Below are 21,520 nucleotides of genomic sequence, written 5' to 3'. Positions count from 1 at the left end.
AGGCCTAGCCCGGGTCGTCGTCGCCGCGTTTGATCGAAGACGGGTCGAGTTCGGCCAGGCCCTCGTACTTCTTGGTCGACAAGCCCAAGACTCCGGCCGTGATCGGCTGCCGCTCGGCCTCGTAGGTATCGAGCAGACTGTCCGGTGCGCCCGCGGGGAGATGGACATGAGCGGCGGCACCGGCAATGAATACCCGTCCCGTCCGGTACCGGTCCGCCAGGCGAATGTCGGGGCGAAATACCGTTGTCCGGCCGATGTGCGACAGCCGGACGCGCTTGTCGCCGGTGTGCTTGCGGATGCGCGCGTTCTGGTCATGTGTCCAACTTGGCGATGCGCAACAATGCGAGTGTGACCACTGCCGACTCAGACGCCGTCGAGACCCCGGCTCGCCGCTCCCCCGGCCGTCCACGGGTCCCCTTCGAGCGGATCGTGACGACCGCACTGCGCATCATCGACGAGGAAGGCGCCGACGCGCTGTCGATGCGAACGCTCGCGCAACGTCTCGAAACCGGCACCGCCGTGCTCTACCGAGCGGTCGCCAATCGTGCCGAACTCATCGCCCACGTGGTCGACTCGGTCCTCGGCGAGATCGAAATCGACGACACACCCGCCGGCGACTGGCAGCGCGCATGCGTCACCGCCGCGGAGGCCATCTTCGCGGTCCTGCACCGTCATCGCGGGATCGCGCCCCTGCTCATCGAGCAGGTGCCGATCGGACCCAATTCGCTGGTCTTGCGCGAGCGAGTCCTGACTACACTGCTCGCCAACGGGTTTCCCCCGGAGTCCGCGGCACTCGTCTACGCCACCCTTGCCCGCTATGTCGTCGGCTTCGCCGCGCAGCTCCAAGGCCACGACACCGAAGCCAACATAAACCCCGCGACAATCACCACGCTTTATCGTCAGCTCGATCCGGTGCGATTCCCCGCCACGATCGCCGTCTCCGATTGCCTGCCGAGGCAAACTCTGGAAAGCGAATTCCGCTTCGGCCTGCAACTGCTCGTCGCGGGCCTCGTGCCGCTGCATGACGCCGTGGCCGGCGCGGCAGGCTCCGCCTGATTCGTTCCACCACCGGTGATGCACGACACATGCCCGCCCTTGTTATGGCGCTCGGGTCGCCGGCGTCTTGTGTTCGTCCGATACACGACGAGCAGCTAGGAGCCGACCATGAGCGGGCACACCACACACAGGAAAGTCGCGCTGATCACCGGGGCGAACAAAGGGATCGGCCGCGGGGCCGCCGAACAACTCGCGGCACTGGGTACGACCGTCCTGCTCGGAGCCAGGGATCCGCTGCGTGGAGAGCAAGCCGCGGCGGCACTGCGCTCGGCAGGCGGCGACGCGCACGCCATCGTCCTGGATGTCACCGACCCGGTCACCATCGAGGAGGCGGCGAAGCGGATCGAGGAGCGTTTCGGACAACTCGACGCGCTGATCAACAACGCCGGAATCACCGGCTCCGGACAGGTTTCGCCGCAGGATGCGCACGATCAGGTTCCCAGTACCGTCGACCTGCAGATGGTCCGGGCGGTGTTTGAGACCAACGTTTTCGGCGTGATCGCGGTGACCAACGCGATGCTGCCACTGTTGCGGCGGTCGCCGGCGCCGCGCATCGTGAACGTCAGCAGCCACGCCGCTTCACTCACCCTGATCAGCGACCCGAACGGCCCCTTCGCGGGGTTGCTTCCGTCGGCCGCCTACAACCCTTCGAAATCCGCTCTGGCCGCGCTGACCGTCAACTACGCCAACGAATTGCGCAAGGACGGATTCCTCGTGAATGCCGCCTGCCCCGGCTACGTCGGCACCGACAGCAACAATCACACCGGGTTCCTGACGGTCGCACAGGGAGCCGCGGTCCTGGTGCGCCTGGCCACGCTCGGCGCCGACGGGCCGACAGCGGGCATGTTCAGCGAGGACGGCCCAGTGCCCTGGTGAAGACGAATCGACCGGCGCGTGATCGGATACCGGCCTGCTTCGACATCCGGTGCTTCGGTGTGCTTCGCGCGAATGGCGGCTCGTCGGGCGGTGACACGGGCCGCAGCGCATGCGGCCGTGCCGCGCTGATCACAACAGGCGGAGTATTACGCAACGCCGGCACAGCAGTGCGCTGAAACCCACCGCGGCGAACGGATCGAGTGGTGTTCGCGGTGCGGGACCGCGGTTCACCCTCCCCGAAGCCGGCGGCCGTCGACGGCGCCCGATCACCGCTGTCCCATGCGGTCGACGATGCTCGAGGCGATACCCGTGGCGGCTTGGTAGCTGACCTCGTCGCTGATGTCGAGGTCGCCCATCATGGACAGGCTCCAACTGATGGCCAGCAGGGCTTGGCGGGCGTGGAATTCCGCCAGCGGCGAGGAGTCGGGCTGGGTCATCAGGCCGGCGAGGACTCGGAACTGATAGCGCAGGCTGGTCCCGAAGCCGAGGTCACGGAAGGCGGGCTGGTTTTCGGCCCAGAAGCGGATCATGTCCTTGCCGAGCCCGTGTAGCAGTCCGCCGTAGCGAGTGACGATCTGCCGGGCGCGTTCGGGGCCCGGTGGTGCGGATTCGGCCCACTCGACGATGTCGTCGATGCCGCGGCGCAGATCCTCCGAGAGGCTTGCGACGATGTCTTCCTTGGTGCGGAAGTGGTAGTACAGCGCGGCTTTGGTGATGCCGAGGCGTTCGGCGATCTCCCGTAACGACGTCTTCTCATAACCGCGTTCGGAGAACAGTTCCATGGCGACGGAACGAATTCGTTCCCTGGTGTCGCTGCGACGCCTATCCATGGGAGTCCTCGATTTTGCTTGACGACCGGCTAGGTGAAGCATAACGTCTCCTCCTAGCCCAAGTAACTAGCCGGTCGGCAAGTTAAATCGAAGCTGTGGAGAGAACCGATGACCGAACAGGCAGAGAAGGCACCCGTCATGGGCGTGGCCATGACCGCGATCGGGGTCGCGATGATCCGGGCACGCGAATCCGAGCGGCCGGATCGGCTGTACGACGACCCGTTGGCGAAGCAGTTCGTCGCCGCCGCCCGGTCGGATTTCGAACCCGAGCGCTGGGCCCGGCTGGAGACGGTCGCGGAGCAGTTCTATCCCGGGCGCAGCCTCGGTGTGCGGTTGGTCGATGATCGGGTACGTGAGGCGATCGACGCCGGTTGTCGCCAGATCGTCTTGCTCGGCGCCGGCTTGGACACTCGTGCCTTCCGGATGGAGTTGCCGGAGTCCATACACGTCTTCGAGATAGACCTGCCCGAGCTGTTCGCGTTCAAGGAGCCTGTACTGACCCGGGCCGGTTCCACCCCGACATGTCGACGCCAGGTCATCGCCATGGATCTGGCGGAGGATTGGGCAACGCCGCTGAGGAAGCACGGTTTCCGTCCCGATATCCCGACGTATTGGGTGGACGAGGGCGCGCTTGCCTACATGCCGCCGGCGCAGAACCGTCGAGTCGTTCGGACACTTACCGAATTGTCCTGTCGAGGAAGTCGTTTCGGCGTCAGCCGATTCCAGGTCGACGCCACGGCAGGCCCGTATCCCGAGTTGCGCCGCCTCGTCTCCGGCGATGCGGCCCCTCCGCGCGCAGCCGGCGGCCTCGGCGAGGATGTCGAGCAATGGCTTGACGAAATCGGCTGGGATACCGCGTTCCGCAGCTGGAGCGACATGGTCGCACCACTGGGCCGCCCGGTAGCGGGGCTCGACCCGGACGTCGGGAATATAGCCGCGATCCGCCGGTGACCGCCAGGCCGAGATCCCTCGACGATCCACTCCCCGCAAATGGCACGCACGAGTCGGCGCAGGGCGGTCCGGGTATGGCCGAGGTGCTCGCGGACGGTGCGGGTCAGGTGTGCTTGGTCGGCGAAGCCGAGGTGTGCGGCCCAGGTCGGCGACTCACCGAATTCGTCGAACACGGATCGACAGTCATAGCCCGCGCCCTGAAGGCATCGGGAACGCCACGGCCCGGCGGGCTGGAGTCCGCACCAGAGATCTGAAAACGCCTGCAGGCGGTCGAGAGCCGGTGTCCGGCCATGCAGGAGGACGACTCACGTTGTTCCGGTTCGGCCGGACGACTCTCCGTAGCAGGTGGCGATTGCCGCGGCGCGGTCGCGCAGGGAGGTGCGCAACCACTGCGGGGTGAGGGCTTCGGCGCCCGTGGCGAGCTGCCACAGCGCCCATTCGGCGTGTCTGCGATCTTGGAAGCTCACCTCGAGCCGCAGCCGGCCGTCTGCGTCGGCTTCTTCGGCGCGGACGGCGAGTGCGGTGCGCACCAGGTCTTCCCGTCGTGCCGGGTCTACCCGGACCAGCACGGTGACTCGGTCGCCGCCGGTCCGGAACTGCGTGCTGCGTTCCTGCCAGGCGCGGTCCAGATCGACTCGTTCCGGTCGCTGCGCGGGTTCGGGAAGTTCCTCGGCGGCCAGCACCCGCGACAGCCGGTAGGTGCGGTCCGCGCCGGACATCGTGGCCAGCAAGTAGCCCTGGCCGCGTGCGGTGACCAGGCCGATCGGGTCCACCGTTCGCCACTTCGGGGTCTGGGCCACAGCCGCGTAGTGGATGCGCAGCTTGTGTCCGGCGAACACCGCGCGGCGGATCTCGCTCACTATGGTGTCGGGAACCTCTTCGCGGACCAGCCGGCGTGCGAGGAGGTCGGTCTCCGGGTCGACGAGCAATCGCTGGGCCGCGCCTGTCGCGGTGGCCCGATAGCTTTCCGGTAGCGCGTCGACCACCTTGCGCATGGCCGAGGCGAGCGCGGAGCCGAGTCCGAATGCCTGTGCGCCGCGCCGTGATCCGGCGACGAGCAGGGCGAGCGCCTCGTCGTGGTTCAGCCCGATGAGCTCGGTCTGGAAACCGGGCAGCAATGCGAAACCGCCGTGCCGTCCGCGTTCGGCATAGACCGGGACGCCGGCCGCGGAGAGGGCTTCGATGTCGCGCAGCACGGTGCGGGTGGATACCTCCAGCTCGCGGGCGAGCGTGTCAGCGGTCAACCGACCGCGCTGACGCAGCAGCAACACCAGCGAGACCAATCGGTCGGCGCGCATCCGGAAAACTTACCGGAATACACGACAGAGGATGTCGTGATTTATTGGGAGGCTGATCACCATGACAATCGAGAATGTGGCCACCGACCCCAACGATCTGGGCAGGTACTTCATCGAGCGCGCCAATGCGGGCGACGTCGATGGGCTGGTGGCGTTGTATGAGCCGAACGCTGTGCTGGCGTTCCCACCTGGCAACCTCGCGACCGGACATGCGGAGATCCGCAAGGTGTACGAACAATTCGTCGCGGCCGCGCCGGTGCTCTCGCCCGGTAGGCAACATCCAGCGTTGGTGAGCGGCGACCTGGCACTGACAGCGTCCACGCTGACCACCGGCGAGGTGACGGTCGAGATCGCCCGTCGCCAGCCGGACGGGTCGTGGCTGTGGGCCGTGGACCAGCCGGCGCTCGTGCCGTAGCGGTGCGGCGGTGGGCCGGCGTGACCGCGCCCACCGCGGCGTAGCGGCGTCGAGGCGGGTCCCGGTCCGCGTAACCGGCGTTACGGCGGCTCGGTCAGGCCGCGGACGTGGGGCCATGCCTCGGCGAGTGCGAGCAGCCGGCGCAACTCGGCGGTGAGATCCCGCGCGCCCGGACGGATCTGGTGTCGGGGCGTGATCCGGTTCGCGCTCGGGGGGCGCCCGGCAGCTTTGGCGGCAATCGCCTCGGCGACGCGGCGGGCATGGATATGTGGGTCAGCGCCGGTGGCGGCCAGATCGTCGGGGCTGTCGCTGTAGCGCTTGAGATGCAGCAGGCTGTCTCGGATCTCGACCGTCATACGGTGCAGACGGATGGCCGGGTCCGTTCGGCCGTCGCGGTCGCGCGTCTCCAGAACGATTTCGGGTACGGCTGCGGCTAGATCGGCCCACATCGGTTGCAGGCGGCGGCAGTATCGGCCGGTGCGGTCCCATCCGAGGCGGCTGAGCAGGGTGCTGATCAGCGGCACCGTGACCACGGCGGGAGCGCCGACGGCCGAGAGAAGGAAGCCGCTCCATGCCTTCCAGTGCATCTCTGGATCGAATGACGGCCGGCCTGTCACGACATCGCAGGCGGTCTCGATCGGGTAGACGACCGCCACGATCCCCATGCCCACGGCGGTGCACAGGACCACTGCGTACAGGGCGCGTTCCTGCCAGGTGATGTCCCCCGCCGCGCGCATCTCGCGCACGCTCACCCGTCCGACGAGCAGGGCCGTAGCGCCGAGCGGCAGGGAAAACGCGACCCAGACCACGACAGCCGGCCAGCCGAGGGCTTTGTCGATCAACTGATCAGCGCGGCGGGCGGGCGCCCCTGCGATCAGGATGACGACGGTGACGACGATCGAGAGGAGGTAATAACGCCGCTGCCTGCGCCACGTGTGGGCGGGGTCGGCGCCCGCCCACAATTCGGCGATGCCGTAGATATTCGAGACGGCCCACACGGTCGCTCCCAGCGAGAGCTGCCGGGCGAGGTTCACCACGTCACTGTCACCTCCGGGCAGCAGCCAGACCAGTGCCTGTTCGAACCGCGCCTCCCGCAACAGGTGTTCGCAGATACCGGCGGCGAGCGCGCGGTTGACGAGCCGGTCGACGACGCTGTCCCCCAACAGCCACCACCGGCCGGCCAGCACCAACATGAGACCTGTCAGGACAGGCCAGGTGATCCAAACCGGGATCGGGGAGGTCATCTCATCGGTGCCGGTTTCGGAAGAACGTCGAGCGGAACCGGCTCCCCGACCGCTTCGGCAGCATCGCTTCCACCAGCAGCAGGTCGGCGAAAGTTTCGGCGGCGCGCTCGCGCTCACTGCCGTAGTCCTGGCGGCGCAGTACGCCGCGGATGGTTTCCAGCGACAGCGACGGCATCAATTCGCGCAACGGCAGATCGGCCGTACCGGCACCGGGACCGCTCGCGGTCCCGCCGTGGCCGAGCAGCATGTGACCGATCTCGTGCGCGATGATGTGATCGGCGTGCCATTCGGTGTCGGCTCCATACATGATCACGTCGTCGTCTTCCCGGGCGATCCACAGGCCGCTTCCGGTGCCGCATCCGTTCCCCGAAAGTGCGCCGACGTCGATCGGGGACAGCGTGATCGGCCGTTCCCGGTACGCTGCCACCCGCGCGATGTATTCCGTCATGTCCCATGGATCGGGGATCGGTACCAGGCGACCCAGCTCCTCGAATCGCGCGGCGAGATCCTCCATTACGCCTTCCCCTCGCTGATCACGTGCCCCCATGCCGATATTGCGGTGAGCGTAGTCGTCTACGGAGCATTGTCGCGGACGTGGCTTGTCGCGCAAGCTTTCTCGCATCCGTCTTCGGGGATCGGCCGCGACGTCGTCGGCCTTGGTTACCTCGCTGCCTCGAGCCCGGCTCTCGCGCTGGTAGTACCACCAGCGACCCGGCCGGCCGCGCAACCAACTGCTGATCCGATCCGGCGAGACGGCGGACGCCGGGCACGAAACCCGCTGGTGGGCAAACGATCGTGCCACGCCAGCGTCCGCCTTCCGGTGGCCGAATATCGACTATGGTGCGTCGGCCGGTGACGCGGGTCGGCTTCGACACGTGGCGGATCGTCTGCCCCGCAAGCATTCACGTGGCCGGTCCCCGCGCTCTCACGAAGAACGGCCCGAACCTCGAAAGGGTTCGGGCCGTTCGAAGCGCGCGTTCGGCTCTACGCCGCCGAGCGCGGGTCTCAGCGCAGTGCGCCGCGACGGCCGGTCACCAACCCGACCAGGAACAGCAGGACCACCGCGCCGCCGAGGCAGGTGAAGAAGCTGAACCACAGTCCGCCGCCCTCGACATCGACTCCCAGAAGCTTCAGCAGGAACCCACCGAGCAGGCCGCCGACAACGCCCACCACGATGTTGAGCAGAATGCCCTGCTGAGCATCGGTTTTCATAAACTTGCTGGCAATCCAGCCGGCCAGACCGCCGATGATGATCCAACCGAGGATTCCGAGACCGAGCATCTTCTTCTCCGATTCGTCGAGTTGAGCCCGCACACTGATCGAGCGAGCGACTGTCCTCGCCATACCCCGGTCGTGAGCCGTCAATCGCATTGCGTAGCTGAGGGATCCTCACCGATCGACCGGCCGGAGCGCAGGCGCACGTCTGGCACCTGTTCACAACCATCGCCCCGGACGACGTTCGGCGACGGGCATCCTGACGGTTCAGAACGCGTAACGCACCGTCAACCAGGGCGTCCGCTGGGCGATGAGTCCCGTCAGAGTCTCGACACCGGCGGCCTTGACGTCGTTGCGGTAGCGTACGTTCCACATGCCCGACTGGGAGCGCTTGGCCTGTTGAATGGGCGGCCGCCACAGCAGGTCCTCGGACTTCGGGTGCCAGCCGAGGTTGAGCTCGTGCAGTTGCTCGTTGTGGGTGAGCATGATGATCTCCGCAGCGGCCTGGGCCTTGAAGGCGGAGCCCGTGCCGTCCGAGAGCTCCTCCAGCAGCTCCGCCCAGTCCTCCTCCCAGCCGGGGCGGACGACGACGGGAGAAAAGTTGACGTGCACCTCGTAGCCCGCTGCCACGAAGTCATCGATCGCGGCGATGCGCTGACGGATCGGTGTGGTGCGCAGGTCGAGTAACCGGGCGTCGGCCTCTGGCATGAGCGAGAAACGGATCCGGGTCCGCCCGCGGGGGTCGAGGTCGAGCAGGTCGCGATTGACGTACTTGGTGGCGAACGAGGCCTTCGCGGTGGGCCACGCGCCGAACGCGGTGATCAGGTCGGCGACGTTGTCGCTGACCAGGGCGTCGACCGAGCAGTCGCTGTTCTCGCCCAGGTCGTAGACCCACGCGTGCGGGTCGCACTGGTTCGGCACGGTCTTCGGCCCCTGCTTGCGCACGTGCCGTTCGAGGTAGCCGACGATCTTGTCGATGTTCGTGAACACCGTGATCGGGTTCGCATAGCCCTTGCGGCGGGGGACGTAGCAGTAGGCGCACGCCATCGCGCAGCCGTTGGACGTCGAGGGCGCGATCCAATCGGCGGAACGGCCGTTGGCCCGGGCCGTGAGCGACTTCTTGATCCCGAGCACGAGGTCCTCGGTCTTGACCCGGATCCAGCGGTCGACGTTGCCCGCGTTGCCGTGCAGCTGGTCGATCTTCCAGTGGGAGGCGACGGTGATGATCTCGGCGTCGGGGAACCGCGCGCGCACCTGCTGCCCACGGGGGCTCGCCAGCGCCTCCGGTTCGGCCCACAGGCGACGGACGTCCAGCAGGCGGGGGCTCGGGGCGGGCCGGAAGGGGTCCTGATCTGCGGTGGATCGAGTCATAGCCTCTGCCTACTCCAGCCCACCGACATTCCGGTGGGCTCAGGCGACGCGGTGTGGGCAGCGCCACCGCCGACGCGCGGCCGATCGCACCCGGAGCGGCTCATCGGTGGACGCGCGCCGGCCGAACCGGCGGGGCGGGATTTCTCGCCTGCTAGGAATTCGATCTTCGGCGGAGCACAATATTCGCAGGGGATAGATGTTCCAGCGTGATCCGCCGCATTCGACGGATCACTTCGCCCGGCGATGGAGGGGCGAAACTGACGACATGCACCGAGACGGCGAGCGCCCGAAGGGGCTCAGTGTTTCCGCGCTGGCGGCGGTAGCGAACCCGTCGTACTCGCGAATCGACACGTGGAATCTGCTCGACGACGCGTGCCGCAGGCTCGCCGATGTCAACGGCGCCGGCCTGGATACCACCCGCGAAGCCGCGCGGGTGCGGCGCCTCCTCGACCGTCTCGGCGCCTATGAGCGGTACTGGCTGTACCCGGGCGCGGCCAGGCTGGCGGCGTTTCGCGGGTATGTCGCCGATCTCGCCACGGTGCGGCTCACCGAGGAAGTGTCGCTGGCCGTACGCCTGCTCTCCGAGTACGGCGACCGCGCGGCCATGTTCGACGACGCCGCGCCGTTGGCCGATCAGGAACTCGTGGCGCGGGCCAAACAGCAGAAGTTCTACACCGTTCTGCTCGGCGACGACTCCCCGCCCAAGGCGCCCGAGGGCTTGGCGCAGAGCCTGCGGGCGCTTCGCGACCCGTCGGACGACGTGCAGTTCGAGTTGCTCGTCGTGGCGAGCGTCGAGGACGCCATCACCGCCGTCGCGTTGAACGGCGAGATCCAGGCGGCGATCATCCGGCATGACCTACCGCTTCGTTCCCGCGACCGGGTGCCGTTGATGACCACGTTGCTCGGCGTCAACGACGACGTGGTCGTGACCGACCGCACCCGCGACTGGGTCGAGTGTGGCGAGTGGATCAGGAAGCTGCGGCCGCATATCGACCTGTATCTGCTCACCGACGAGTCGATCGCCGCCGAGACCGAGGAAGAGCCGGACGTCTACGATCGCACGTTCTATCGGCTCAACGACGCCACCGACCTCTACAGCACGGTGCTCGCCGGTGTCCGGAGCCGGTTCGCCACCCCCTTCTTCGACGCACTGCGCGCCTATGCGGCCGCGCCGGTAGGCCAATTCCACGCCCTTCCCGTCGCGCGTGGCGCGAGCATCTTCAACTCCAAGTCGCTCCAGGACATGGGCGAGTTCTACGGCCGCAACATCTTCATGGCCGAGACCTCGTCCACCTCCGGCGGGCTGGACTCACTGCTGGACCCGCACGGCACGATCAGGGCGGCGATGGACAAGGCCGCCAAGACGTGGTGCGCCGATCAGACCTACTTCGTGACCAACGGGACGTCCACCGCGAACAAGATCGTCGTGCAGGCCCTGACCCGGCCGGGTGACATCGTTCTGATCGACCGCAACTGCCATAAGTCGCACCACTACGGCCTGGTACTCGCCGGGGCGTACCCGATGTACCTGGACGCCTACCCTCTCGCGCCGTTCGCGATCTACGGAGCGGTGTCGCTGCGGACCATCAAGAAGGCGCTGCTCGACCTCGAGGCGGCCGGTCAACTGGACCGCGTGCGCATGCTGCTGCTGACCAACTGCACCTTCGACGGCATCGTCTACAACCCCCGGCGCGTGATGGAGGAGGTCCTGGCGATCAAGCCGGACATCTGTTTCCTGTGGGACGAGGCGTGGTACGCCTTCGCCACTGCGGTGCCGTGGGCACGGCAGCGGACCGCGATGGTCGCCGCCGAGCAACTGGAATCGGCGTTGTCGTCGTCCGGATACGCCGAGCAGTACCGCGCATGGCGTGCGTCGATGCGGGGCGTCGACCGGGCCGAGTGGAGCGACCACCGGCTGCTTCCCGATCCCGAGCGCGCTCGGGTACGCGTGTACGCGACGCATTCCACCCACAAGTCGCTGTCGGCGCTTCGGCAGGCGTCGATGATCCACATCCGCGACCAGGATTTCAAAGCCCTCGTCCGCGAGGCGTTCGCCGAGGCGTTTCTGACCCACACTTCGACCTCGCCGAACCAGCAACTGCTCGCGTCGCTGGACTTGGCGCGTCGGCAGGTCGACATCGAGGGTTTCCAGCTGGTCCGGCACGCCTACGACATGGCGCTGGTGTTCCGCCACCGCGTCCGCAAAGACCGGCTGATCGGCAAGTGGTTCCGCATCCTCGACGAGGCCGACCTGGTGCCCGGCGAGTTCCGGCCCTCCGCCGTCAGCTCGTACCGGCAGGTCAGACAGGGTGGCTTGGCGGAGTGGAATGAGGCGTGGCGGTCCGATCAGTTCGTGCTCGACCCGACTCGGGTCACCCTGTTCATCGGCGAGACCGGCATGAACGGTTACGACTTCCGCGAGAAGATCCTGATGGACCGGTTCGGCATCCAGATCAACAAGACCTCGATCAACAGTGTGCTGTTGATCTTCACGATCGGCGTCACCTGGTCGAGCGTGCACTACCTGCTCGACGTGCTGCGCCGGGTGGCTACCGACTTCGAGAGCGGCCGCAACGCGGCCGGTAAGGCCGATCGCGCCCTGCAACAGCGCCGGGTCGACGAGATCACCAAGGATCTGCCTGCGCTGCCCGACTTCAGCGCGTTCGACAGCGCGTTCCGTCCCGACGGCGCCAGCTCGTTCGGGGACATGCGATCGGCCTTCTACGCCGGGTACGCGGAGTCCGACCGCGAGCACGTTCTGCTCGGCGACGCGGGGCGACAGCTCGCCAAGGGAAGGCCGCTGGTGTCCGCCACCTTCGTCGTCCCCTACCCGCCGGGCTTCCCGGTGCTGGTCCCGGGGCAGCTGATCTCGACGGAGATCCTCTATTTCCTGGCCGAACTCGATGTCAAGGAGATTCACGGATACAACCCCGACCTCGGATTGTCGGTCTTCACCGAGGCCGCGCTCACGCGCCTGGCCGCGGCTCGGCACGCGAGCGCGGCGACGACCGACGGTGTGCCGAGGGCAGCTCCGGTGCCTGCGATCCACCATCCGGGGATCGGGTGAGTCGGTCGGCGCGACCCACGATCGCCGTACCCGGTGAATCACGGTCTGACAGCGAGAGCGAGCCCGGTGTGGTCGCTCAGGGCATGATCCCGGTGAGCGAGAAGAATTCCTGGCGAGAGCGGGCGTCTTCCCGCAGTGTGCCGAGCAAGGTCGAGGTGACCGTGGTGGTACCGGCTGCTTGGACGCCGCGCAGGGTCATGCAGGTGTGTTCGGCTTCGATGACGACGCCGACGCCGATCGGTTGCAGATTCTCGGCGAGCCAGTCGGCGATCTGCTTGGTGAGTCGTTCCTGCACTTGGGGCCGGTGGGAGAAATGCTCGACGATACGGGCGAGTTTGGACAACCCGAGGATGCGTTCGCCCGGCAGGTAGCCGACGTGGGCGACGCCGACGAACGGCAGCAGGTGGTGTTCGCACACCGATCGCAGCGGGATGCGGCGAGCCAGCACGAGCTCGTCGTAGCCCTCGTCGTTGGGGAAAGTGGTCAGGTCGAACGGACGGGGCGTGAACAGTTCGGCGTACGCATGGGCCATCCGCCGGGGAGTCGCGTGCAGGTGTTCGTCGTCGAGGCCGACCCCGAGCGCGGTCAGGAATCGCCGGGCGGCGTCCTCGGCGGCGGCCAGGTCCACCTGCGTAGCGGGTTCGTGGACGACGCGGAGCGCGGGCTGTAGCACGGCTAGCTCCCGCCCACGCCGAGTGCCGTCAACAGCACCAGAACCACGGTGGCGACGGCGAAGACGCCGTGGCCACCGACGACGGCGACGGGAAAATGCCGCTCGGCCGGTTCGGGCGCCTCAGCGGCCGCGCGCGCTCGGTAAACGGGCAGCCATCGCAGCAGCATGGCGAATCCGAGCAGTGCCACCGGAATCAGCAGCACGAACGCCACCCAGGCGAGGGCGTCGTCATCGAGGGCGAGGTAGGCGATCCACACGATCAGGCCGGCCACGGCGAGCAAGAAGTGCCCGAACACGACCGGCGCGGGAAGGTGGCTGCTGTTCGGTTGCCGAGCGCCGCCTCTCGCGATCCAGGTGCCGAGCAGCACGAAGCCGCCCACGGCGGTGAGCAGCCAGAGAATCAATGCCGCGATGGCCATGGTGTCTCCTGACGGAAAGGGTTGGGATAGGGGTTCACCTGTGGTAGCCGGTGGCTTGGGTGGTTTCGTCGGCTACCCGGACGCCGTAGTGGTAGGCGAGCTTGCCGCCGAGGTAACCCGACACGGCCAGTGCCATGAGACTCACGATCGACAGCAGCAGCGGGCCCGCCGGGACAGCGCCGTCCGGACCGCTGCCGGTATGGCGCCACCAGAAGTTGATCGCGTACGCCACGGTGACGACCAGGTTGAGACTCATGTGCACCAGCCCGGTGCGGAACGTCGTGGTGCCGGTGGGGATGGCGAACAGATCCAGCAACCCGATCGCCGCCGCGGCCAGCGCACCCAGCACGCCGAGCGCGATCAGCCATACCGCGCCGCGGGCGAGGAAGGCCGGGTCCTCGACCATGTGCGAGGCGATGTCGAACACCGAACTCGCCACCCAGGCTCCGATGGGCACGGTCACCAGGATCGGATGGAACGGATGACCGTAGGGCCCGGCGAGCATCGCGCTCACCGGACGTTTGGCCTGCCGCATGTCGCTGCTCATAGCAACCTCCACCCTGGCTTTATTTACACCAAAGATTATTGGCGTTATTTGGGCTGTGGGTCAAGTCACCCACCTCACGAGGGTGTCTGCGAAGTTCCGGCGAACACAATGGGCGCTATCATGGCCGGGTGACCAGTGAATCGGCGATCGGCGCCGTCGCCGCGCTCGACGACGAGTTGCGGCGGGGCATGTACTGGTTCATCCGCCGCGCGGGTCGTCCGGTCACTCGTGACGAGGCCGCCGAGCAGGTCGGCATCTCGCGCAAACTCGCGGCCTTCCATCTGGACAAGCTCGTCGCCGCCGGACTGCTGCGGGCGAGTTACCAGCAGCTCGACGGCCTCCGGAAAGTCGGGCGCGCACCGAAGGTGTACGAGCCCTCCGGCACCGAGGTGCGGGTGAGCATCCCCGAACGCCGCCACGAAGTCCTGGCCGAGATACTGATGGGCGCGGTGCTCACTCATGACTCCGGTGAGACCGCGCGCGACGCCGCGCGCCGCGTGGCGACCGACCGTGGCACGGCTCTCGGCCGGGCCACCCGAGAGCAGGTACGGCCCGGACGGCTCGGCGCCGAACGCGCGCTCACGGTCCTTCGATCGCTGCTCGCCGAACAGGGCTTCGAACCCACCCGTGCGGCACCGGATTGCCTGCGCTTGCGCAACTGCCCGTTCCATCCGCTCGCCGCCGCCGAACCCGAGCTGGTGTGCGGGCTCAACCACGCCTATCTGACAGGCGTGCTCGCCGGACTCGAGGCCGACACGATCGACGCGGTGCTCGCGCCCAAGGCCGGGGAATGCTGCGTAGAACTCCGCTCAGCCACCTGACCAGCGATACTCCGCGTCAGGCGCCGACAGGCAGGGGCGGCGTTCGAAGCGCTACCGTCCCAGGCGGTTCAGCGCCTGCATGGCCTCGTACTCGACCCGCGAAAGATCCCGGAGAACGGAGCCCGCCTGTACGAGGCGCCGCTCATCGCCCGATTCACCGGCTTGTGCGATCAGTGCCGCGACTTCCGTCCAGAGGGTGGCTGCCTCGGCGTACAGCCCGTGGCCGGTGCGCAGGTGGCGGCTGTCGAGGGTCTGGATGCATTCGGCGAGGAAGTCGCGGTAGAAGTTACGGAACAGCGCGCCGCCGGTGCCGGCCTTCTCCATCAAGCGGGCGGCCTGGGCGAGGTCCCGCTGCGGGTCGTCGGTGCGCCGGAGCCACGTGGGCACCAGCTTGCCCGCCTTCTCGATGCCTCGGTGACCGAGGTTGGCGATCGGCGGGTTGAGGAAAGCCTCGGCGCAGGCGGTGATGGCGGGAACGATACGGCTGCGCGGGGAGGGCGGGTTCCGCCCAGCGGTGAGGGTGAAGGACCGGTGCCTGGCGGTCATCGGGCCGCGCGCGGCCCTGGCCCGGGCGAGGCCGGTCAGGCTGGTGGATACCGCTCCGCCTTGCTGGTCGGTGTCCACCAGGTAGGCGTCATGGTCGTCGTAGCCGTACACAGCGACGACGTGACCACCGAAGTGCACCTTCGAGCTGAAGTAGTCCAGGTAGTAGCTGTCGAGTTGCAGTCCTACGGGGAGGCCGGCATCAATGGGGGCCACCACGTTCTCCCAAGCGCGGCGGGCGGACGTGGTCTCCTCGACCGAGAGTTCCAGTCCTAGCGCGGCGGCCAGGTTCCTGGTGAGGTCGAAAGGCTTGACCCGTCCCCCGAGGAAGGGGAAGCCCATGTTCTTGCTGTCCCAGTAGACGAAGGACAGACCGGAGCCGAGGCCGAACAGCATGGGCTCGGACAGATCGATTCCCTGATGCCGTAGCAGCACTCCCAGGGCCGTCGTCTCGCAGTGCTGCGTACCGCGCGCGTCGACGTTCATCACCGTGGCCATGCCATGCCATGCCTTCCCGAGCGCAGATCATCAGGTCATCTCGCGGCTCCTCCCTACCCGACGGGACGTGCCGCGCGGACGGGCGCGGCCGCGCGTGTGGCGGGCGACGAAGGGAGCGTTGCCGACATGGTGGACTCTCCCGTGGCGGGAGAGTCAACCCCGTACCCGGTGCGAAGCGCTGTGGGCACAACGAGAACGCCGCCGTGCTGCTCGCCGCTTCGGGGCGAGAGGCCGAGGCCCGCGGCGCCTGGACACGGCGATAGGGCTCTACGGTCGCCTGGGTACGTCGTAGGACAGCGCCCGTGCGGCGCGAGCTGCCGCGGTCACGCCCATCGCCGTGATCTCGATGATCCGGGTGGCGGCGGAATGAGCTTCGCCCAGAAATCGTGCCGCACCGCGTCCCACAACCTGGTCAGCTCCGGAAGCAGTTCTCGTGCTTGCACGAGATCCGGATAGGAGTCGGGGCCGAAGGAGACGATCGGCGCGGGATCGGACGCGCTGTGCACCGCGACGATGGAGATCAGATGATCCTGCAATACCCGCCAGGTGACGCCGAGGCCGTCGGCTTCGGTCCGGACCTCATCCATCGGTGGCCCCCCATCGCACGCGCGGTCGGCGATCACCGTCGATCGACCGGACGCCGACCGGCGCCGCGCGGTCGGCTGATCGTTTGCCACGCTCCCGTCGTTCCCCGCCCGTGATACCACTCGCCTGACCGCCGAGGGCGTTCACGCCGCTGTCAACCGCTGTCAAAACCGACCTCCTGCTCGTCCCGATCTGACGAGCATCACAGACCCGGCACCGCGCGGTCATGGGTGAAAATACCCACTTCTACACCCATCTCCGCAGTTCGCTGCACCCGAAGCGGCATGAGCCGTGCCCGCCGGAGCCGGGATTCAGCGCGGGCGTGCCGTCCATGCCGCGACCTGCGTACGAGACGAGAAGCCGAGTTTGCCGAGGATATTCTCGACGTGCCGGTCGACGGTGCGAGGCGATACGACGAGCCGCTCGGCGATCTGCCGGTTGCTGAAACCTTGCGCGACCAGCTCGGCCACCTGCCGCTCGCGTGCCGTCAGCACACCGGCTCGCAGCTGCGCGGGTTGCGGGCCGCTCGCGCTCCGGTCGAGCGCGTAGGTGATCGCCTGGTCGTGATCGAGCCCTTCGCCACGCACCCGTTCCGCACGCACCACCGTCTCCGGCAGCGCGTCCATCACCCTGCGCTCACACGCGGTGTGCTGTTCGGGCATGTACGGCCCGAACGCGGCGATCGACGTCCCGATTCGCCGCCACATCGCATGGATCGCGCCCAGCAGCCGGGCCGCATGGCGGTGCTCACCGCGCGCGGCCGCCGTCCAGGCCAGCAGCTCGATCATCAGCGCGGTCCCCACATGGTCGTTGAACTCGCGCTGAATCTCCAGGGCCGCGTGAGCGGAGGCCATCGCCTGGTCGTAGTCGCCGCGAACGAGTTGGTCGTAGCCGAGTGCCCACACCGCGTACGACTTGGTCCACTGCTCGCCGCGCCGGTCGGCCAGCTCGATCGCGCGCCGAGCCGTCGCGCCCGCCCTCGGATCGCGTCCATGGCCGTAGGCGACCGCAAGCTGGAACAGCGTCAGCCGGACCAGCTCGTCATCCTCGGAGAAGCTCGCGACCACTCGCTCGAAGCCGGTCACGGCAGCGGCGAGGTCGCCGCGGAAGCCCGCGGCGGAAGCGCGCAGGCTACTCGCCCAGCCGAGCGCGCGGCGATCTCCGGCTTCCGTGGCGCGGGCCACGCACTCGTCGAGCGCCGCGTCGGCGGCGTCGAGGTCACCTTGCAGAACCCGCACCCACCCCGCTACCCAGAGCGCGTGGATCCGCTCGGGGTCGGCGTCGACGGCAACCCGCAGCGCGCGGTCCACCCAGCGCCGTCCCGAGCCGAGGAACCCATCGGCGCACCAGTGATAGCGCAGCGCCGTCACCAGAGCCAGCGCCTCGCGCGAACTCGCCGGAGTGCTGGTCGCCCACTCCAGCGCGGCCCGGACGTTCGCGCGGTCGGCGCGCAACACCGCCAGGCCGGTCTCCTGGCCGGGCCCGTTCCACTGCCCGGCGATCCGCTCCGCGAGCGTGCGGTAGTAGTCGCGGTGCCGGTCGCGCAGCGCGGTGGCCTCGTCGCGCTCGGTCAGCCGCTGCCATCCGTACTCGCGGATCGTTTCCAGCAGTCGATACCGCGTCTGGTCGTCCGCCGCGACGAGGACGACGACCGATTGCGCGACGAGGTGATCGATCAGGTCGAGCACCTGCTCGCGGGGCAGGTCAGGGCCTGCGCAGACGCCCTCGGCGGCGTGCAGGGTGAAAACTCCGGCGAAGACCGACAGTCGCGTCCACAGCAACTGTTCCGCCGGTGTGCACAGCTCGTAGCTCCAGTCGATCAAAGCGCGCAGCGTCCGCTGTCGTGGCAGCGCGGCGCGGGCGCCTCCCGTCAGCAGCGCGAACCGATCCTCGAGCCGGTCCAGAATCGTCTGTAAGGACAGTGATCGCAGCCGGGAGGCGGCCAGTTCGATCGCGAGCGGAATCCCGTCCAGCCGCTCACAGGCCCGCACCACCGCGTCCGCATTGCGCTCGGTGACCGTGAAGTCGGGACGCACCGCCCTGGCACGCTCCACCAACAGCGTGGGCGCGTCGAAACCGGCCACCGCCACGGGTGTCACGGACTCGTCCGAAGCAGGCATCGACAGCGGACGGACCGGGTAGACATGCTCGCCCGGCTCGCCCAGCAGCGCACGGCTGGTGGTGAGGATCCGCAGCCCGGCGCAGGCGCGCAGCAACTGGTGGCACAGCACGCGGCACGCGTCCAGCAGGTGCTCACAGTTGTCCAGCACGATCAGCACCCGCCGGTCGGCGAGGCGCTCCACGATCTGCTCCTCCGCGGTCCGGTGCGACAGATCCGGGATCCCGAGACTGGCCCCTACCGCCCGCGCCACCAGTTGCGGATCATCGACGGCGGCCAGGTCCACCAGCCACGACCCATCCGGAAACGAGCGGCCGGACGCAGCGGCGACCTCGGTGGCCAAGCGGGTCTTCCCCACCCCGCCCACTCCGGTCAGGGTGACCAGGCGCGCGGTCGCCAGCAGTGCCCGGACCTCGCGGATCTCCCGCTGCCGGCCCACGAAACTCGTGACCGACGACGGCAGATTACCGACTCCGCGTGTGGGCCTGCGTTGCCCCATGATATGTGGATTTTAGCCGCTCGGAGGCGGGCCCCGGTGTCGATCACCAGCAGTTTCGAGCTCGACCCCCCCGCCCGCTGGCGGCACCGTCGAGCGGGCCGCGCACCGCCATGCCCCGGGTCGGGGCGGCGACGGCCTCCACGGCTCAGATGGGCCGGAAACCGGCGCCTACGTCATTACGGGAATCGATGTCGGTGAGAATGGCGTTGATGTCGGTTCCCACCTCCGGCCCGAGACACCCCATGCCCAAGTAGGCGTTGACCATCCCGACCAAAGTCGAACCGATCACCACCGGCGCGCCGGAGTCGCCTTTGAGCACACACATCTGAGTCCAGGTGTCACTGCTGTCGCCCGTCATGTCACCCCAGGCGACACCGCAGGTCTGGCCGGTGGTCCGGCCCTTTTTACAGACGACGTCGGGAAACCGCGCGGGAGCGCCGAGCCCGTCGATGAGGAACCCTCCGACCTCCCGAGCGGGAACCACCCGTGCGGCATCGAATTCGATGACCGCGTAATCCAGTTCGTGATCGGCGTAGACGAATCGACCCAGCACCCCGTAGCTGGGATAGGTCACGGACGTGACGCGCGCCCCGGGTTCGCCGCAATGTCCCGCCGTCAGACCGACCAACCGGCCGGCCGCGTCGTGCCCGATGGTGGTGAGCGTGCATTCGGCTTCGTCATCGATCGCGATGCCCGATCCACCCCCGATCGGCGGCAGCGGCAACTGTGGAACACCGGCCGCCGCGCCGGCGCCCACCGAGACCGGGCCGCACGCCAGCGCCGCCGCGGCGACGACTTTCAGCAGTGAACGAGTCATTGTTCCTCCAACCGAGCCGAGCGGAATCCCCACGACCCGGCCCGATCCGCACCCGCAGCCGGCGAACCCGGCATACGCATCGCCTCCCACCACCGAAGTCCAGGACCCACGCAAACTTACGCGCGTTCCCAGTCCGAGCTACCCACGTGAACGAGATGGAAACGGGGCCTGGCGTTCTTCGCCTCCGGCACGCCGGATCGGCTGTGTCGCAGAGTCTTTCCCGGAAGGTCGTCGAGCGCCGGTATCGACCGCTGCCAGCGGCCTCTCCACGCCCCTGGAACTCGCAACACCGAGCGACTGATTGCAATATGAGATCAGTGCGGCTAGATTCTCCTGATTGCAGATTGCAACCAGATGGGAGCGCCAATGGCACAGTTGGTCCGCGTTCACAACTTCAACGTGTCCAGCGATGGCTACGGATCAGGGGAAGGGCAAAGCCTGGATCGCCCGTTCGGCCACGCCGATCCGGGGCCGCTCTGGTCATGGGCGGGCGCCACCGCGCACTGGCCCAACCGCACCGATCCGGGCGGCAGCTACGGTCTCGACGACTACTTCACCCGCGATTACCACAACAACATCGGCGCCGAGATCATGGGGCGCAACAAATTCGGCCCGCAGCGCGGACCATGAGAGAACTACGACTGGCAAGGATGGTGGGGGGACGAACCACCGTTCCATACGCCGGTGTTCGTCCTCACCCATTATCCGCGACCGTCGATCACGCTGGGAGACACCACGTTCCATTTCCTCGACGCGACTCCGAAGGACGCGCTGGCCCAGGCGTTCGATGCCGCCGAGGGAAAGGACGTGCGCATCGGCGGAGGTGTCGCCGTCGTCCGGGAATTCCTCGACGCCGATCTCATCGACACGATGCATATCGCTGTCGCGCCGGTAGAACTCGGTCGCGGCGAAAGGCTGTGGGCGAGCCCCGACGAACTCGTCGACCGGTTTCACCTGGAGCGGATCCCGAGCCCGAGCGGAGTGGTGCACCACGTCTTCTGGCGACGCTGACCGCTGCCGACAGGTGCCGCGCCTCAGGCGCTGCGGGGCATCGGCCGAGCTACCGGGTCGACGATCAGTCCCGCCTCCCACGCACGCTCGATGACTCGCGCGACGTCGATGCGCCGCACCGCGCGGATTTCCGGGCTCGCCAGGAGATCCTCGATATAGGCGACGACATGCTCGGCGAGCAGGGAACGCACATCCCCGAGCCGACCGAGGAGACGGGCGGGGGCATCCACTGCGCGGACCCTGATGTCCACCTGCTCCTCGCTCACCTCCTCGGTACGGACGAACACCGCGCACGGGTCCTCCAGCACCAGCTCCACTCGCATGCGTACCCGCACCGCCGCGGCGAACCACCCGATGACTCCGGCGAAGTCCGTCCGCAGCCGAAGCGTGATCGGCACCTCCACGGCGACGTCCCAACCCTCGTCGTCACACACTTCGGCCCGGACCTTCCCGGGCCGACCCGTCGCGGCGACACCGACCAGCCCGCCGGGACCGGCATGAACCGGGCCCACCTCGATACGCTCACCGACGATCTCCGCGATGACCTCCGCGACCCGGTCCGGACGAGCAACCGACTGCAACATCTGTCGCGCGAACCGCGCACGCGCCCACTCCGTCGCAGACCATTCTCGGTCCTCACGGCTATTGATCTCAGGCATGAGCCA

21 protein-coding genes and 1 pseudogene are annotated in these 21,520 nt (G+C 67.9%); 7 read left to right on the top strand and 15 right to left on the bottom strand.

The window, feature by feature from the left end:
- Window positions 1-4 precede the first annotated feature (4 nt).
- Entirely contained in the window at window positions 5-409 is a 405-nt protein-coding gene (locus tag ACGF7Y_RS30410) for an FAD-dependent monooxygenase (protein WP_393239825.1), read from the bottom strand.
- Here ACGF7Y_RS30410 and ACGF7Y_RS30405 point away from each other — a divergent pair.
- Window positions 349-1,056, top strand: a complete 708-nt coding sequence (locus ACGF7Y_RS30405; protein ID WP_393239822.1) for a TetR/AcrR family transcriptional regulator — start codon at window positions 349-351, stop codon at window positions 1,054-1,056. The two genes, ACGF7Y_RS30410 and ACGF7Y_RS30405, sit on opposite strands and share 61 nt — an antisense overlap.
- A 108-nt stretch (window positions 1,057-1,164) precedes the next feature.
- Entirely contained in the window at window positions 1,165-1,932 is a 768-nt protein-coding gene (locus ACGF7Y_RS30400) for an SDR family oxidoreductase (protein WP_393239820.1), read from the top strand.
- A 266-nt stretch (window positions 1,933-2,198) separates the two neighbouring features.
- On the opposite strand, the gene ACGF7Y_RS30395 is transcribed toward ACGF7Y_RS30400, so the two are convergent.
- Complete coding sequence (locus ACGF7Y_RS30395) at window positions 2,199-2,762, bottom strand: TetR/AcrR family transcriptional regulator (RefSeq protein ID WP_393239818.1); 564 nt, start codon at window positions 2,760-2,762, stop codon at window positions 2,199-2,201.
- 108 nt (window positions 2,763-2,870) lie between these two features.
- Here ACGF7Y_RS30395 and ACGF7Y_RS30390 point away from each other — a divergent pair, with 108 nt between their 5' ends.
- Window positions 2,871-3,713, top strand: coding sequence for an SAM-dependent methyltransferase (locus tag ACGF7Y_RS30390; protein ID WP_393239815.1), 843 nt, complete (start codon window positions 2,871-2,873; stop codon window positions 3,711-3,713).
- 305 nt (window positions 3,714-4,018) lie between these two features.
- Here ACGF7Y_RS30390 and ACGF7Y_RS30385 read toward each other — a convergent pair whose 3' ends face one another.
- Window positions 4,019-5,011 carry a helix-turn-helix transcriptional regulator gene (locus tag ACGF7Y_RS30385; RefSeq protein ID WP_393239812.1) on the bottom strand — a complete coding sequence of 331 codons (993 nt, stop codon included), beginning with the start codon at window positions 5,009-5,011 and terminating at the stop codon, window positions 4,019-4,021.
- Window positions 5,012-5,072: 61 nt separating this feature from the next.
- Between ACGF7Y_RS30385 and ACGF7Y_RS30380 the strand changes: the two genes are divergently transcribed.
- The gene (locus tag ACGF7Y_RS30380; protein ID WP_393239809.1) at window positions 5,073-5,426 is read left to right on the top strand and encodes a YybH family protein; all 354 of its coding nucleotides are present in this window, start codon (window positions 5,073-5,075) and stop codon (window positions 5,424-5,426) included.
- An 80-nt stretch (window positions 5,427-5,506) separates the two neighbouring features.
- Here ACGF7Y_RS30380 and ACGF7Y_RS30375 read toward each other — a convergent pair whose 3' ends face one another.
- From ACGF7Y_RS30375 to ACGF7Y_RS30360, 4 genes are all read right to left on the bottom strand, one after another.
- Complete coding sequence (locus tag ACGF7Y_RS30375; RefSeq protein WP_393239806.1) at window positions 5,507-6,619, bottom strand: MAB_1171c family putative transporter; 1,113 nt, start codon at window positions 6,617-6,619, stop codon at window positions 5,507-5,509.
- Window positions 6,620-6,671: 52 nt separating this feature from the next.
- A complete protein-coding gene (locus tag ACGF7Y_RS30370) occupies window positions 6,672-7,184 on the bottom strand; it encodes a hypothetical protein (RefSeq protein WP_393239803.1) in 513 nt (170 codons plus the stop codon).
- A gap of 491 nt (window positions 7,185-7,675) precedes the next feature.
- A complete protein-coding gene (locus tag ACGF7Y_RS30365; RefSeq protein ID WP_063050060.1) occupies window positions 7,676-7,951 on the bottom strand; it encodes a GlsB/YeaQ/YmgE family stress response membrane protein in 276 nt (91 codons plus the stop codon).
- A gap of 201 nt (window positions 7,952-8,152) precedes the next feature.
- Entirely contained in the window at window positions 8,153-9,256 is a 1,104-nt protein-coding gene (locus ACGF7Y_RS30360) for a spore photoproduct lyase family protein (protein ID WP_393239800.1), read from the bottom strand.
- Window positions 9,257-9,521: 265 nt separating this feature from the next.
- On the opposite strand from ACGF7Y_RS30360, the gene ACGF7Y_RS30355 reads away from it, so the two are divergent.
- Window positions 9,522-12,323, top strand: a complete 2,802-nt coding sequence (locus tag ACGF7Y_RS30355; protein WP_393239797.1) for an aminotransferase class I/II-fold pyridoxal phosphate-dependent enzyme — start codon at window positions 9,522-9,524, stop codon at window positions 12,321-12,323.
- 76 nt (window positions 12,324-12,399) lie between these two features.
- Here the strand turns inward: ACGF7Y_RS30355 and folE are convergent, their stop codons facing one another.
- Genes folE through ACGF7Y_RS30340 form a run of 3 tightly spaced genes read right to left on the bottom strand, consistent with a single transcriptional unit; the run spans window position 12,400 to window position 13,962 of the window.
- The gene (gene folE, locus ACGF7Y_RS30350; RefSeq protein ID WP_393239794.1) at window positions 12,400-12,996 is read right to left on the bottom strand and encodes a GTP cyclohydrolase I FolE; all 597 of its coding nucleotides are present in this window, start codon (window positions 12,994-12,996) and stop codon (window positions 12,400-12,402) included.
- A 2-nt stretch (window positions 12,997-12,998) separates the two neighbouring features.
- Window positions 12,999-13,415, bottom strand: coding sequence for a hypothetical protein (locus tag ACGF7Y_RS30345; protein ID WP_393239792.1), 417 nt, complete (start codon window positions 13,413-13,415; stop codon window positions 12,999-13,001).
- 34 nt (window positions 13,416-13,449) lie between these two features.
- Window positions 13,450-13,962, bottom strand: coding sequence for a DUF2231 domain-containing protein (locus tag ACGF7Y_RS30340; protein ID WP_393239789.1), 513 nt, complete (start codon window positions 13,960-13,962; stop codon window positions 13,450-13,452).
- Between the two features lie 128 nt (window positions 13,963-14,090).
- On the opposite strand from ACGF7Y_RS30340, the gene ACGF7Y_RS30335 reads away from it, so the two are divergent.
- Window positions 14,091-14,783, top strand: coding sequence for a helix-turn-helix transcriptional regulator (locus ACGF7Y_RS30335; protein ID WP_393239786.1), 693 nt, complete (start codon window positions 14,091-14,093; stop codon window positions 14,781-14,783).
- Window positions 14,784-14,834: 51 nt separating this feature from the next.
- Here the strand turns inward: ACGF7Y_RS30335 and ACGF7Y_RS30330 are convergent, their stop codons facing one another.
- The 4 genes from ACGF7Y_RS30330 to ACGF7Y_RS30315 form a co-directional block, all read right to left on the bottom strand.
- Window positions 14,835-15,824 carry a BtrH N-terminal domain-containing protein gene (locus ACGF7Y_RS30330; RefSeq protein ID WP_393239783.1) on the bottom strand — a complete coding sequence of 330 codons (990 nt, stop codon included), beginning with the start codon at window positions 15,822-15,824 and terminating at the stop codon, window positions 14,835-14,837.
- A 323-nt stretch (window positions 15,825-16,147) separates the two neighbouring features.
- The gene (locus tag ACGF7Y_RS30325) at window positions 16,148-16,411 is read right to left on the bottom strand and encodes a hypothetical protein (protein ID WP_393239780.1); all 264 of its coding nucleotides are present in this window, start codon (window positions 16,409-16,411) and stop codon (window positions 16,148-16,150) included.
- 309 nt (window positions 16,412-16,720) lie between these two features.
- Entirely contained in the window at window positions 16,721-19,027 is a 2,307-nt protein-coding gene (locus ACGF7Y_RS30320) for an ATP-binding protein (protein WP_393239777.1), read from the bottom strand.
- A gap of 145 nt (window positions 19,028-19,172) precedes the next feature.
- Window positions 19,173-19,844, bottom strand: coding sequence for a serine protease (locus tag ACGF7Y_RS30315; protein WP_393239774.1), 672 nt, complete (start codon window positions 19,842-19,844; stop codon window positions 19,173-19,175).
- A 366-nt stretch (window positions 19,845-20,210) separates the two neighbouring features.
- Between ACGF7Y_RS30315 and ACGF7Y_RS30310 the strand changes: the two are divergent.
- Window positions 20,211-20,855 (top strand): annotated as a pseudogene (locus tag ACGF7Y_RS30310) (dihydrofolate reductase family protein).
- A gap of 23 nt (window positions 20,856-20,878) precedes the next feature.
- Here ACGF7Y_RS30310 and ACGF7Y_RS30305 read toward each other — a convergent pair.
- A complete protein-coding gene (locus ACGF7Y_RS30305) occupies window positions 20,879-21,514 on the bottom strand; it encodes a hypothetical protein (protein ID WP_393239771.1) in 636 nt (211 codons plus the stop codon).
- Between the last annotated feature and the right edge of the window lie 6 nt (window positions 21,515-21,520).

The sequence above is a fragment of the Nocardia sp. NPDC047654 genome (genome assembly GCF_043205035.1).
Lineage (GTDB): Bacteria > Actinomycetota > Actinomycetes > Mycobacteriales > Mycobacteriaceae > Nocardia.
The sequence above is the reverse complement of the archived record's forward strand: the minus strand, read 5'-3'. Positions and strand labels throughout refer to the sequence as shown.

What these genes read in the sequence shown, in the direction of transcription:
- ACGF7Y_RS30365 (WP_063050060.1), bottom strand. Translation starts at nt 7,951, where the DNA reads ATGCTCGGTCTCGGAATCCTCGGTTGGATCATCATCGGCGGTCTGGCC.
- ACGF7Y_RS30390 (WP_393239815.1), top strand. Translation starts at nt 2,871, where the DNA reads ATGACCGAACAGGCAGAGAAGGCACCCGTCATGGGCGTGGCCATGACC.
- ACGF7Y_RS30370 (WP_393239803.1), bottom strand. Translation starts at nt 7,184, where the DNA reads ATGGAGGATCTCGCCGCGCGATTCGAGGAGCTGGGTCGCCTGGTACCG.
- ACGF7Y_RS30325 (WP_393239780.1), bottom strand. Translation starts at nt 16,411, where the DNA reads ATGGATGAGGTCCGGACCGAAGCCGACGGCCTCGGCGTCACCTGGCGG.
- ACGF7Y_RS30355 (WP_393239797.1), top strand. Translation starts at nt 9,522, where the DNA reads ATGCACCGAGACGGCGAGCGCCCGAAGGGGCTCAGTGTTTCCGCGCTG.
- ACGF7Y_RS30380 (WP_393239809.1), top strand. Translation starts at nt 5,073, where the DNA reads ATGACAATCGAGAATGTGGCCACCGACCCCAACGATCTGGGCAGGTAC.
- ACGF7Y_RS30305 (WP_393239771.1), bottom strand. Translation starts at nt 21,514, where the DNA reads ATGCCTGAGATCAATAGCCGTGAGGACCGAGAATGGTCTGCGACGGAG.
- ACGF7Y_RS30395 (WP_393239818.1), bottom strand. Translation starts at nt 2,762, where the DNA reads ATGGATAGGCGTCGCAGCGACACCAGGGAACGAATTCGTTCCGTCGCC.
- ACGF7Y_RS30360 (WP_393239800.1), bottom strand. Translation starts at nt 9,256, where the DNA reads ATGACTCGATCCACCGCAGATCAGGACCCCTTCCGGCCCGCCCCGAGC.
- ACGF7Y_RS30385 (WP_393239812.1), bottom strand. Translation starts at nt 5,011, where the DNA reads ATGCGCGCCGACCGATTGGTCTCGCTGGTGTTGCTGCTGCGTCAGCGC.
- ACGF7Y_RS30315 (WP_393239774.1), bottom strand. Translation starts at nt 19,844, where the DNA reads ATGACTCGTTCACTGCTGAAAGTCGTCGCCGCGGCGGCGCTGGCGTGC.
- ACGF7Y_RS30330 (WP_393239783.1), bottom strand. Translation starts at nt 15,824, where the DNA reads ATGGCCACGGTGATGAACGTCGACGCGCGCGGTACGCAGCACTGCGAG.
- ACGF7Y_RS30320 (WP_393239777.1), bottom strand. Translation starts at nt 19,027, where the DNA reads ATGGGGCAACGCAGGCCCACACGCGGAGTCGGTAATCTGCCGTCGTCG.
- ACGF7Y_RS30340 (WP_393239789.1), bottom strand. Translation starts at nt 13,962, where the DNA reads ATGAGCAGCGACATGCGGCAGGCCAAACGTCCGGTGAGCGCGATGCTC.
- ACGF7Y_RS30375 (WP_393239806.1), bottom strand. Translation starts at nt 6,619, where the DNA reads ATGTTGGTGCTGGCCGGCCGGTGGTGGCTGTTGGGGGACAGCGTCGTC.
- ACGF7Y_RS30400 (WP_393239820.1), top strand. Translation starts at nt 1,165, where the DNA reads ATGAGCGGGCACACCACACACAGGAAAGTCGCGCTGATCACCGGGGCG.
- ACGF7Y_RS30345 (WP_393239792.1), bottom strand. Translation starts at nt 13,415, where the DNA reads ATGGCCATCGCGGCATTGATTCTCTGGCTGCTCACCGCCGTGGGCGGC.